The following is a 13923-nucleotide window of genomic DNA, read 5'->3' as shown; positions in this document are numbered from 1 at the left end:
ACCGACAGCTTCTTCGACCTGGGCGGCCACTCGCTGCTGGCCACGCAGGTGACGTCGCGCCTGCGCACGCAGCTGGGCGTGGAGGTGCGGCTGCGCGAGGTGTTCGACGCGCCCACGGTGGAGTCGCTCGCCCGCCGCATCGAGGGCCGCGTGCCCGAGGCGGAGCGCAGGCCCCGTCCGCCCGCCATCACCGCGCGGGCCGGCGTCACGTCCGCGGAGCTGTCCTTCGCGCAGCAGCGGCTGTGGTTCCTGGACCAGTACCAGCCCGGCAGCGCGCTCTACAACATGCCCGCCGCGCTGAGTCTGGAGGGCACGCTGGACGTCGCCGCGCTCACGGACGCCTTCACGGAGCTGGTGCGCCGGCACCAGGTGCTGCGCACGACGTTCCAGGTCATCGACGGCACCGCCGCGCAGGTCTTCGCGCCCGCCGCGCCCTGGGCGCTGCCCGTCGAGTCGCTGGAGCACCTGCCGTCAGGTGAGCGCGACGAGGCCGCGGGCCAGCTCGCGAAGGACGAGGCGCGACAGCCCTTCGACCTGTCGCGGGGACCGTTGCTGCGCACGCGCCTGCTGCGGCTGGCGGAGCACGAGCACCTGCTGCTCGTGACGATGCACCACATCATCTCCGACGGCTGGTCCATCGCGGTGCTCATCCACGAGATGGTCGCGCTGTACGAGGCGAAGCTCGCGGGCCGGGCCTCGCCGCTGCCGGAGCTGCCCATCCAGTACGCGGACTACTCCGCCTGGCAGCGCGAGTGGCTGCGCGGCGAGGTGCTGGACGCCCAGGTCGACTACTGGCGCAAGCAACTGGAGGACGCCCCGCCCGCGCTGGAGCTGCCCACGGACCACCCGCGCACGGCGGACTCCCAGAACCCGGGCACGTGGCTGGAGGTGGAGCTGTCCTCCGAGCGCGTGCAGGCCCTGAAGACGCTCTGCCAGAGGGAAGGCGCCACGCTGTTCATGGGCCTGCTCGCGGGGCTCCAGGCGCTCCTGTCCCGCTACTCCGGTCAGGACGACATCTGCGTGGGCGCGCCCGTCGCGGGCCGCACGCAGGCGGAGACGGAGGGCCTGGTGGGCTTCTTCGTCAACACGCTGGTGATGCGCACGCGGCTGGACGGGGACCCGTCGTTCCGCGAGCTGCTGGGCCGCGTGAAGGACGTCACGCTGGGCGCGTTCGCGCACCAGGACGTGCCGTTCGAGAAGCTGGTGGAGGTGCTCCAGCCGCCGCGCATGCCGGAGCGCACGCCGTTCTTCCAGGTGGCGCTGGTGATGCTCAACACGCCCTCGGCGGAGCTCACCGTGCCCGGCATCCAACTGAAGCTGCTGGAGCTGGACAGCGGCACCGCGAAGTTCGACTTCACCTTCACCCTCAGCGAGTCCCCCCAGGGCATTCGCGGCGCGCTGGAGTACCGCACCGACCTGTACGACGCGGCCACGGCCGAGCGGCTGGTGGGCCACCTGCAAGCGCTGCTCGACGGCGCGGTGGCTCGTCCCGACGCGCGCCTGTCCACGCTGTCACTCCTGTCGCCAGCGGAGCGCCGGCAGGTGCTGGTGGACTGGAACACCCGTCCGGGCATCACGGTGGACGCGACGGTCCACGGCCGCGTGGAGACCCAGGCCGCGCGCACGCCGGAGGCCGTAGCGGTGATGTTCGAGGGCCAGCGGCTCACCTACGCGCAACTGGAGCGCCGGGCCAACCAGGTCGCTCGTCGACTGCTCGAGTTGGGCGTGCGGACCGGGGACCGCGTGGGGCTGTGCGTGGAGCGCTCGCTGGAGATGGCGGTGGGTGTGCTCGCCATCCTGAAGGCGGGCGCGGCCTACGTGCCGCTCGACCCCACCTATCCCGCGGAGCGGCTGTCGCTGATGCGCGAGGACGCCGGCATCCGCGCGGTGCTGACGCAAGCGCACCTGGACACCCAGGCGTCCGGCGTCGCGGCGGTGCGGCTGGACACGGAGGCCGCGCTGCTCGCGCGCCTGCCGGAGTCGTCCCCGGGCGTGGCGGTGCCGATGGAGTCGCCCTGCTACCTCATCTACACGTCGGGCAGCACCGGCAAGCCCAAGGGCGTGGCGATGTCGCACGGCGCGCTGGCGCACCTGCTGGCATGGCAGTGCCAGCGCTCGGTGAAGCCAGACGCCACGACGTTGCAGTTCGCCGCGCTGAGCTTCGACGTGTCGTTCCAGGAGATGCTGGCCACCTGGAGCGCGGGCGGCACGCTGGTGGTGCCCACGGCGGCGGTGCGCCGGGACATGCCCGCGCTCCTGCGCCTCATGGCGGACACGGGCGTGGAGCGGCTGTTCCTGCCCTTCGTCGCGCTCCAGTCGCTCGCGGACGCCGTGGAGCACGGCGCCCCGCTGCCGGAGCGCCTGCGCGAGGTCATCACCGCGGGTGAGCAGTTGCAGGTGACGCCCACGCTGGTGTCGTTCTTCGAGCGGCTGCCGGACTGCGTGCTGGAGAACCAGTACGGCCCCACGGAGACCCACGCCGTCAGCGCGCTGCGGCTGCAAGGCGCACCGTCGTCATGGGAGCGGCTGCCGTCCATCGGCGCGCCGCTGCCGGACACGCACCTGTACGTCGTGGACGCGAGCGGCCAGCCCTGCCCCGTGGGCGTGCAGGGCGAGCTGCTCATCGGCGGCGTGCAGGTGACGCCCGGCTACCACGGGCGTCCGGAGCTGACGGCGGAGAAGCTGGTGCCCGACGCCTTCTCCTCCGTGCCCGGCGCGCGGCTGTACCGCACGGGCGACCGCGCGCGCTGGCGTGCGGACGGGACGCTCGACTTCCTGGGCCGCGTCGACCACCAGGCCAAGGTGCGCGGCTTCCGCGTGGAGCCCGGAGAGGTGGAGGCCGTCCTGCGCGGCCTGCCCGGCGTGCGCGACGCGGCCGCCGTGGTGCGCGAGGACGTGGCCGGGGACAAGCGCCTCGTGGGCTACGTCGTCCTCCCGCCCGACGCGACGTGGGAGCCGGACGCCCTGCGCAGGCAGCTCGCGAGCCGCCTGCCGGAGTACCTGGTGCCCTCCGCGCTGCTGCGGCTGGAGGCCCTGCCGCTCACGCCCAGCGGCAAGCTCGCCCGCCGACAACTGCCCGCGCCGGACGCGGACAGCCTGCGCGGGGAGGCGCCCTTCATCGCGCCGCGCACGCCGCTGGAGCAGACGCTGGCGGACGTGTTCGCGCAGGTGCTGAACGTGCCCCGGCTGAGCGTGACGGATCATTTCTTCAGCCTGGGGGGCCACTCGCTGCTGGCCACGCAGGTGACGTCGCGCCTGCGCACCGCCCTGCGGCTGGAGGTGCCGCTGCGCGAGCTGTTCGAGTTCCCCACCGTGGAAGGCCTGGCCCAGCGGCTCCAGGGCCGGATGTCCGCCGGGACGCGCAAGGGTCCGGCGTCCACCATCGCGCCACGCGCCATCGAAGCGCCGGTGTCCTTCGCGCAGCAGCGGCTGTGGTTCCTGGACCAGCTCCAGCCGGGCCTGCCCGTCTACAACATGCCCGCCGCGCTGCGCGTGGAGGGCGCGCTGAACGCCGAAGCGCTCCAGCGCGCCTTCACGGAGCTGGTGCGCCGGCACCAGTCGCTGCGCACCACCTTCCGTGCCCGCGACGGCCGGCCCGTGCAGATCATCGGCCCCGCCACGGTGTTCCCGCTGGCGGTGGACGACCTGCGCGGCCTGTCACCGGAAGCGCGCGAGCAGGAGGCGCGGAAGCGGGCCCAGGATGAAGCCCGCACGCCGTTCGACCTCGCCAGGGGACCGCTCCTGCGCGCCGGGCTGCTGCGGCTCGCGGAGAAGGAGCACCTGCTGCTCGTGACGATGCACCACCTCGTCTCCGACGGCTGGTCCATGGCCGTGCTCATCCGGGAGCTGGGCGCGCTCTACGAAGCCTTCTCCGCCGGGCGGCCCTCGCCCCTGCCGGACCTGCCGCTCCAGTACGCGGACTTCGCCACGTGGCAGCGCGACGGACTCCAGGGCGAGCCCCTGGAGGAGCTGCTCGCGTACTGGCGCAAGCACCTGGAGGACGCCCCGCTGACGTCGGAGCTCCCCACCGACCGGCCGAGGTCCGCGGACACGACCCAGCCCGGCGCGCTCCTGCGGGTGGCCCTGCCCGGGAAGCTGACGAAGGACCTCGCGGCCTTGTGCCAGCGGGAAGGCGCCACGCTGTTCATGGGCCTGCTCGCGGGACTCCAGGCCGTGCTCGCGCGGCACACCGGCCAGGACGACGTCAGCGTGGGTGCCCCCATCGCGGGCCGCACCCAGGCGGAGACCGAGGGCATCATCGGCTTCTTCATCAACACGCTGGTGATGCGCACGCGGCTGGACGGCGACCCGACCTTCCGGGAGCTGCTGGGCCGGGTGAAGGACGTCACGCTGGGCGCCTACGCGCACCAGGAGCTGCCCTTCGAGAAGCTGGTGGAGGCGCTGCAACCGCCCCGACGTCCGGGCCTGGCACCGTTCTTCCAGGTGGCGCTCACGCTCCAGAACACCCCGACCACCGCGCTGGAGCTGCCCGGCGTCACCTTCAAGCCGCTGGACACGGCCAGCGGTACGTCCCGCTTCGACGTGTCGCTCACCTTCTCCGAAGGGCCCTCCGGCCTGACGGGGCTCCTGGAGTACCGCACCGACCTCTACGACGAGGCGACCGTCACGCGGATGATGGAGCACCTGCGGCTGCTGCTGGAAGCCGCGGTGGCCCAACCCGCGCGTCGGCTGTCCACGCTGTCCCTGCTCTCCGACGCCGAGCGGCACCGCGTGCTCGTGGAGTGGAACGCGACGGGTGTGCCGTATCCGCGTGACACGGCCGTGCACGCCCTGTTCGAAGCCCAGGCCGCGCGCACGCCAGACGCCGTCGCGGTGGAGTCCCAGGGCCGCACGCTCACGTACGCGCAGCTGGACCGCCGGGCGAACCAGCTCGCGCGGCACCTGCGCGGAAGCGGCGTGAAGCCGGGCGCGCGCGTGGCGCTGTTCCTGGAGCGCTCCGTGGAGCAGCTCATCGCCGTGCTGGGGATCCTCAAGGCGAGCGCGGCCTACGTCCCGCTCGACACCGAGTGGCCCCTGGAGCGGCTGACCTTCCTGCTGGAGGACACTGGCGCGGCGCGGGTCCTCACCACGGAGGCGCTGTCGGAGCAACTGCCTGCCACGGCTCCCGCGATGCTGCGGATGGACACGCAGGCCGGGCTGCTCGACGCGGAAGCCGGCACGGCGCTCCCGCCGGCCCTGGGAGGAGACGCGCTCGCGTACGTCCTCTACACGTCCGGCACCACCGGCCGGCCCAAGGGAGTCTGCGTCCCGCACCGGGCCATCGTCCGGCTGGTGATGGGCACGACGTTCGCCCGGTTCGGACCGGACGAGGTCTTCCTGCAGCTGGCCCCGCTGGCCTTCGACGCGTCCACCTTCGAGCTGTGGGGCTGCCTGCTGCACGGCGGACGGCTGGTGCTCGCGGATCCGAAGGCGGCCTCGATGGAGGAACTGGGCCGCACGCTGGAAGCGCACCACGTCACCACGCTGTGGCTCACGTCCGCCCTCTTGGAGCAGCTGGCCGCCACGCAGCCGGAGGCCCTGGCCCGCGTGCGCCAGGTGCTCGCCGGGGGCGACGTCCTGAACCCGGAGCGCGTGCGCGAGCACGTGGCCCGGACGGGCCTGCTGGTGAACGGCTACGGCCCCACCGAGGGCACCACCTTCACCACCTGCCACGTGATGACCGACGTGAGCCAGGTGGGAGCGCCGGTGTCCATCGGGCGGCCCATCGCGAACACGCGCGTGTACGTGCTGGATGCGCTCCTGCGGCCCGTGCCGGTGGGCGTGCCCGGGGAGCTGTACCTGTCCGGAGACGGCGTGGCCTGGGGCTACCTCCAGCAGCCCGCGCTGACGGCGGAGCGATTCCTGCCGGATCCGTTCGGCGAGGTGCCGGGAGCGCGGATGTATCGCTCCGGGGACCGGGTCCGCTGGAAGGCGGATGGGACGCTGCACTTCCTGGGACGCCGAGACACGCAGGTGAAGGTGCGCGGCTTCCGGGTGGAGCCCGGTGAAATCGAAGCCGTGCTCCTGGGGCACACCCAGGTGCGCGAGGCGGCGGTCCTGGCGCGCGACGACATGCCGGGAGGCCGCGCGCTGGTGGCCTACGTGGTGCCGCGTGTCATGCCGACAGGCGGTGCCGCCGCGCTGGACGTCGCCGGCCTCAAGACGTGGCTGCGGGAGCGGTTGCCGGAGTACCTGGTGCCTTCTGCCATCGTGGTCATGGCCGCGCTGCCCGTCACGCGCAACGGCAAGGTGGACCGCCGCGCGCTGCCCGCGCCGGTGGCTTCGGGCGCGCAGGAGGGCTTCGTCCAGCCGCGGACGGACACGGAGGCGCGGCTCGCGGCGCTGTGGAACGAGCTGCTGGGAACGCAGGGCACGGGCGCGCACGACGACTTCTTCGAGCGTGGCGGCCACTCGCTGCTGGCGACGCAATTGCTGTCGCGCATCCGCGCCACGTTCGGCGTGGAGCCGCGGTTGCAGGACCTCTTCGAGGCCCGCACGCTGGAGGCCCAGGCGGCGCGGGTGGATGCCGCCCTCGCGCGCACGGTGCGACTCCAGGCGCCGCCGCTGCGGCCGGTGCCTCGTGAAGGGAACCTGCCGCTGTCGTTCGCCCAGCAGCGGCTGTGGTTCCTGGACCAGCTCCAGCCGGGCCTGCCTGTCTACAACATGCCGGTCGCGCTGCGGCTGCACGGCGCGCTGGACCTGACGGCGCTGGAGCGCGCCTTCACGGAGCTGGTGCACCGCCACGAATCCCTGCGCACCACGTTCGCCTCGCACGAGGGCACGCCGGTCCAGGTCATCGCTCCCCGGGCGGCCTTCCCGCTGCCGGTGGAGGACCTGCGCGGGCACTCCGGGCCGGAGCAGGAGGCGCTGGCGCGGCGACTGGCCGAGGAGGAGGCACGTCAGCCCTTCGACCTCGCGAAGGGTCCGCTGTTGCGGGCGCGCGTGCTCCGGCTGGCGGAGCAGGAGAACGTGCTGCTGGTGACGATGCACCACATCGTCTCCGACGGCTGGTCGCTCGCCGTGCTCATCCGGGAGTCAGTGGCGCGCTACGCCGCCACGGTCTCGGGCCAGCCGCTGACGTTGCCGCCGCTGCCCGTGCAGTACGCGGACTACGCGGTCTGGCAGCGCGAGTGGCTCCAGGGTGACGTGTTGCAGGCGCAGCTCGACTACTGGCGTCACCAACTGGCGGGAGCGCCGGACGCGTTGGAGCTGCCCACGGACCGGCCGCGCACCCCGGGCTCGCGTCAGCCGGGCGCGAGCTTCCACCTGTCCCTGCCCCGGAAGCTGGCGCAGGACGTGACGGCGCTGTGCCAGAAGGAAGGCGCCACGCTGTTCATGGGCCTGCTCGCGGGCTTCCAGGCCGTGCTCTCCCGCTGGGCGTCCCAGGACGACGTCAGCGTGGGCGCGCCCATCGCGGGCCGCACGCGCGAGGAGACGGAAGGGCTCATCGGCTTCTTCGTCAACACGCTGGTGCTGCGCACGCGGCTGGACGGCAACCCCACCTTCCGCGAGCTGCTGGGCCGGGTGAAGCGCGTCACGCTGGACGCGTATGACCACCAGGACGTGCCGTTCGAGAAGCTGGTGGAGGTGCTCCAGCCCAAGCGGCAGGCGGAGCACACGCCGTTCTTCCAGGTGGCGCTGGTGATGCTCAACACGCCGACGGCGGAGCTGTCGCTGCCGGGGCTGCGCATCGAACCGCACGCGGTGGACGCGGGCACCGCCATGTTCGACCTCTCCGTGACGCTCACGGAGAAGCCGGACGCGCTGGAGGGCTCGGTGGAGTACCGCACCGACCTCTACGACCGGAGCACGGTCGAGCGCCTCATCGGGAATCTGCGGGTCTTGTTGGAGGACGCCTGCCGCAACCCGGAGCGGCGCCTGTCGGACCTGCCCCTGCTCACGGAGGAGGAGCGGCGTCAGGTGCTGGGCGAATGGGCCCGGTCGCGCGCCGATGCTCCGCGCGACACGTCCGTGCACGCGCGGTTCGAAGCACAGGCGAAGGCCACGCCGGACGCGGTGGCCGTGGAGCACGAAGGACAGGCCGTCACGTACCGCGAGCTGGATGCCCGCGCCGATGCGCTCGCCCGGAGCCTGAGGGCCCAGGGAGTGCCCACCGGAGCCAGGGTGGCCCTGTTCCTGGAGCGCTCGCACGCGCTGCCCGTCGCGGTGCTCGGCGCGTTGAAGGCGGGCACGACCTACGTGCCGCTCGATCCGTCCGCTCCGTTGGAGCGGCTGGCGTTCCAGTTGGAGGACGCGGGCGCCACGGTGCTCCTCACCGAAGCCCGGCTGCGCAACCGGCTCCCGCCGTTCCAGGGCCGCATCGTCGAAGTCGCATCCACGCCGAAGCCGTCCTCGACGGAAGCAGCGCATGCGGCCTCCGTCGTAAGCCCTGCTGCTGTCGCGGGACATGAGGCTGCGACCACGCGGAAGTCGTCCTCGGACGCGAGCCTGGAGGCTGCTGTCCAGGCGCATGTGGCGGAAGTCACCGAGCAGTCCGTTGTGGAAGTCGCGCATCCGTCTTCGGGCGTGAACCCTGCGGTAGTCATGGGACACGCGCTGGACGCCCTGCTCCCGGACGTACCCGCGGACCTGCCTGCGTACGTCCTCTACACGTCGGGCAGCACGGGCCAGCCCAAGGGTGTGCTGGTGTCCCATCGCTCGCTCGTGAACCACGCGACGTGGATGGGTTCCACGTTCGCGCTGAAGGCGGGCGACCGGCAGCTCCAGCTCGCCGCGTTGGGCTTCGATGCGTCCGCGGCGGAGCTGTTCTCCACGCTGCTGTCCGGCGCGACGCTCGTGCTCGCGCCTGCGGACGTGCCTCGCGACACCGCGCTGCTGGCGGACCTGCTGTCGCGCCAGCGCATCACCGTCCTCCAGGCCGTGCCCTCCGTACTGCGCTTCCTCGCGGCGGAGCCCGCCCTGAAGCAGGCCACGACCCTGCGCTGGCTCTTCTGCGGCGGTGAGGCGCTGACGCCAGACCTGGCCACGCGGCTGCGCTCCGTCCTGCCGACGGTCCAGCTCGTCAACGCCTACGGCCCCACGGAGTCGACCATCGACGCCACGTGGTCCCCCGTCACCGACGACGCTTCCGGCGCCACCGTGCCCATCGGCCGGCCGGTGGCCAACGCCGAGGCTTACGTGCTCGACGCCGCGCTGCACCCGGTGCCCATCGGCGTCCCGGGCGAGCTGCACCTGGGCGGCGTGCCCCTGGCGCACGGCTACCTGGGCCGTCCCGCCCTCACCGCCGAGCGCTTCATCCCCCACCCCTTCGCCACCGAACCCGGCGCCCGTCTGTATCGCTCCGGAGACCGGGTCCGCTGGCTGTCCGACGGGCGCCTCCAGTTCCTCGGCCGGCTCGACCAGCAGGTGAAGCTGCGAGGCCTGCGCGTCGAACCCGGCGAGGTGGAAGCCGCGCTCACCCTCCACCCGAGCATCCGCGAAGCCGCGGTCATCGTGCGCGAGGCCGGATCCCACGGCCCCACGCTGGTGGCCTACGTCGCGCCCCACACCGCGCGCCCCGTGGACGCCGAAGCCCTGCGCACCTTCCTCCGGCGCACCCTGCCGGAGGCCCTGGTGCCGTCGGACTTCGTCCTGCTGGAAGCCCTGCCCCTCACGGCCAGCGGCAAGGTGGACCGCCGCGCCCTCCCGGCGCTCCAGGCCCAGCGGCCCATCACGTCGCGCATCGCCCCGCGTACGGAGACGGAGGTCCAGCTCGCCGCCCTCTGGAACGAGGTCCTCAAGCAGGACGCGGTGAGCGCGACGGATGACTTCTTCGCCCGAGGCGGCCACTCGCTGCTCGTGGCGCAGCTGGCGTCGCGCATCCGCACGGCCTTCCAGGTGGAGCTGCCGCTCCAGCTCCTCTTCGAGGCCCGCACGCTGGAAGAACAGGCACGTCACCTGGACGCGCTCATGCAGGGCGGCGCGTCGCTCCAGGCACCGCCGCTGCGTCGCGTGCCGCGAGAGGCGCGCATGCCGCTGTCGTTCGCGCAGCAGCGGCTGTGGTTCCTGGACCAGTTGGAGCCGGGCACCTCCACGTTCAACGTCCCCGTCGCCCTGCGCGTGGAGGGCACCCTGGACGTGGGCGCGCTGGAGCACTGCTTCCAGGAAGTGGTGCGCCGCCACGAATCCCTGCGCACCGTCTTCCAGGACGGCCCGGAAGGACCGTCCCAGGTCATCCTGCCCGCGCTCACGCTGCCGCTCGAACAGGTGGACCTGAGCGCCCTGCCCCAGGACGCACGCGAGGCGGAGGCCCACCGCCTGGAGGTGGAAGAGGCCCTGAGGCCCTTCGACCTGGGGAAGGGCCCGATGCTGCGCGCGCGGCTCCTGCGCCTGAGCGAAACCTCCCACCGCGTGCTGATGACCATGCACCACATCGCGTCCGACGGCTGGTCCATGGATGTGCTGGTGCGGGAGGTGAGCGCGCTCTACGTCGCCCACCGGCAGGGCCGTGCCTCCCCGCTGCCGCCCCTGGCCATCCAGTACGCGGACTACGCGGTCTGGCAGCGCCAGTGGTTGCAAGGCGACCTGCTGGAGAAGCAACTCGATTACTGGCGCCACCAGCTAACGGGAGCCCCCGCGGTGCTGGAGCTGCCGCTGGACCGTCCCCGTCCCGCCGTGCGCGCCCACCGGGGCGGCATCGTGGCGAGGACGACGGAGCCCGCCATCATGAAGGGCCTGGAGCGGCTGGCCGTGGACCGCAAGGCCACGCTGTTCATGGCGCTGATGGCGGCCTTCCAGGGCCTCCTGCACCGCTACAGCGGCCAGACGGACGTCGTCGTGGGGACCGACGTGGCCAACCGCGACACCGCGGAGACCGAGGGCCTCATCGGCTTCTTCATCAACCAGCTCGTGGTGCGGCTGCGCATGGACGGCAACCCCACCTTCGTGGAGCTGCTGGAGCAGGCGCGGCGCGTGTCCCTGGAAGCCTACGAGCACCAGGCCCTCCCTTTCGAGGAGGTGGTGCGCGCCGTGAACCCGGAGCGCAGCCGAGCGCACGCGCCGCTGTTCCAGGTGAAGCTCATCCTCCAGAACACGCCGCACACCGCGCTGGAGCTGCCGGGCCTGACCCTGAGCGTGGACGCCACGAACACCGCCGCCGCGAAGCTGGACCTGACGGTGTCCATGACGCCCACGCCAGAAGGACTGGTGTGCGCCTGGATGTACGACCGCGACCTCTTCGACGAGGCCACGGTCGAACACATGGCGGACCGCTTCCACGCGGTGCTCGCGAGCATCGTCTCCCACGAGGGAGCGCTGCGCCTTTCGGACCTCCCCATGCTGCCGGCGGCGGAGCGGCAGCGGTTGCTGGGGACGTTCAACGACACCGCGCTCCCGTACGCGGAGCGCTGCATCCACGCGCTCATCGCGGAGCAGGCGGCGCGGACGCCGGAGGCGCTGGCGGTGGTGGCGCCGGAGGGAACGCTCACGTACGCGGCGCTGGAGCGGCGGGCGAACCAGCTCGCGCACCTGCTCCAGCAGTACGGCGTCGCGCCGGAGACGCGCGTGGGCCTGTTCGTGGAGCGGCGGGCCCATGCGCTCGTGGGACTCCTCGGCATCCTCAAGGCGGGCGGCGCCTACGTGCCGCTCGACCCCGGGGCGGCCAGTGCCCCGGAGCGGATGCGCCAGGTGCTGAAGGGCGCGGGCGTGCAGGTCATCGTCACCGACGAGGCCCTGGCGGACGAGCTGCCCTCGCAGGGCGAGCTGCTGGTGAGCCTGGACGCGGACGACGGACTGCTGGACGCACAGCCGGAGGAAGCGCCCGTCACCGGCGTCCTGCCGGGGCACGCGGCCTACGTCATCTACACGTCGGGCAGCACCGGGCAGCCCAAGGGCGTGGTCATCGAGCACCGCCAGCTCGCGGGCTACGTGGCGGGCGTCAGCGACCGGCTGGCGCTGCCCGAAGGGATGTCCTTCGCGACGGTGTCCACGCTGGCCGCGGACCTGGGCCACACGGCGGTGTTCCCCACGCTGTGCAGGGGCGGCGCGGTGCACCTGGTGGACCGGGACACGGCGTCGGACGCGGGGAAGCTCGCGGCGTACGGCCGGACGCATGAAGTGCAGGGCCTGAAGATCGTCCCCACGCACCTGGAGGCGCTGCTCGCGGGCCAGGACGCTGCGGACCTGCTGCCGCGCCGCCGGCTGGTGCTGGGCGGAGACACGGTGTCGTGGGCGCTGGTGGAGCGGGTCCATGCGCTGTCGCCGGACTGCGAGGTGTTCAACCACTACGGCCCCACGGAGACGACGGTGGGCGTGCTCGCGCAGCGGGTGGAGCGCGGCGTGAGGACGCAGGGCACGCGGTCGGTGCCGCTGGGGCGGCCGCTGGGCAACGTGCGCGTGTACGTGCTGGATGCGTACGGGCAGCCGGTGCCCACGGGCGTCCCGGGCGAGCTGTTCATCGGCGGCGCGACGGTGGGCCGCGGCTACCAGGGCCGGCCGGACCTGACGGCGGAGCGCTTCGTGCCGGACAGCTTCGGCGCGGAAGCGGGCGCCCGGCTGTACCGGACGGGCGACCGCGTGCGGTGGCTGCACGACGGCCGCATCGAGTTCCTGGGCCGCGTGGACCACCAGCTCAAGATCCGCGGCTACCGCGTGGAGCTGGGTGAAATCGAGGCCGTGCTCGCGCGCCATCCCGCCGTGAGCGAGTGCGTGGTGGTGGCCCGCGACGACGCCGCCCAGGGCCGACAGCTCATCGCCTACGCGGTGGGCAGGTCCGAGCAGGCGCTGGACGAAGCCGCGCTGCGCGGACACCTGGGGAAGCTGTTGCCGGACTACATGGTGCCCTCGGCGTTCGTGGTGCTGGGCGCCCTGCCGCGCACGTCCAACGGCAAGGTGGACCGCAAGGCCCTGCCGGAGCCGTCGCGCTCGGGTGAGGACACGGGCCACGTCGCGCCGCGCACGCCCACCGAGCAGCGGCTGGCGGCGCTGTGGCAGGAGCTGCTGGGCGTGCCCCGCGTGGGCGTGCACGACAGCTTCTTCGACCTGGGCGGCCACTCGCTGCTCGCCACGCAGGTGGTGGCGCGGGCGGGCGCGCTGTTCGACGCGAGGCTCGCGGTCATCGACCTCTTCGAGGCACCGACCCTGGAGGGGCTGGCCGCGCGCATCGACGCGGGCACGAGCTCCGACTCACCGTTGGTGGTGCTGCGCAAGGGAGGCGCCCGGACGCCCTTCTTCTGCGTGCACCCGGTGGGCGGCAGCGTGCTGGGCTACCTGGAGCTGTCGCGGCGAATGGACGAGGACCAGCCCTTCTACGGCCTCCAGGTGCCGAGGGACGGCGCGGGCCCCACGGTGGAGGCCATGGCCACGCGCTACCTGCACGCCGTGCGAAGCGTGCAGCCCACCGGCCCCTACCGCCTGGGCGGCTGGTCCATGGGCGGACGCGTGGCGTACGAGATGGCTCGGCAGCTCCGCCTGGAAGGCGAGACGGTGGAGCTGCTCGTCGTCATCGACGCGATGGGCGAGGAGCCCGCTCCCGCACAGACCCTCACGCCGGACGAGGCCGTGGGCCAGCGCGTGCTGGAGTTCGCGGATCACCTCACGAGGCTCGCGGACGTGCATCCCCGGGCCGCGGAGGTGCTGGGGCTGGTGGATCCGGTGGAGCTGCGCCAGGTGCTGGAGCAGACGCCCGGCGTGGACCTGGGCCTGGAGGAGGCCGCGTGCGACGAGCTGCGCGAGCTGTGGCACCGCTTCGGTGGGAACCAGGCCGCGTCGCGGGCCTACGTCCCCGGGCCGTATGACGGGAGCCTCGTGCTGCTGCGCGCGGCGGAAGGGCCCGAAGCCCCTCCGGACCTGGGCTGGGGAACGCTCGTGCACGGAGGCCTGACGGTGCACACCGTGCCGGGCGACCACTTCACCCTCATCCGTCCGCCCCACGTGGACGCGCTGGCCGAACGGCTGCGCGCGCTGCTCACCGGAAGGAACGGGTAG

1 protein-coding gene (running past one end of the window) is annotated in these 13923 nt (G+C 72.9%); it reads left to right on the top strand.

The window, feature by feature from the left end; genetic code table 11:
- Positions 1-13923: the 3' end of a non-ribosomal peptide synthase/polyketide synthase gene (locus AABA78_RS26035; RefSeq protein ID WP_338266800.1), read on the top strand. Its footprint begins 15210 nt before the window's first position; 13923 of the gene's 29133 nt are visible here — the last part of the coding sequence; the start codon falls outside the window, past its left edge; its stop codon occupies positions 13921-13923.

This window comes from Corallococcus caeni (genome assembly GCF_036245865.1).
Lineage (GTDB): Bacteria > Myxococcota > Myxococcia > Myxococcales > Myxococcaceae > Corallococcus > Corallococcus caeni.
Note: the sequence above shows the minus strand (reverse complement) of the source record. Positions and strands in the feature narration are given on the sequence as shown.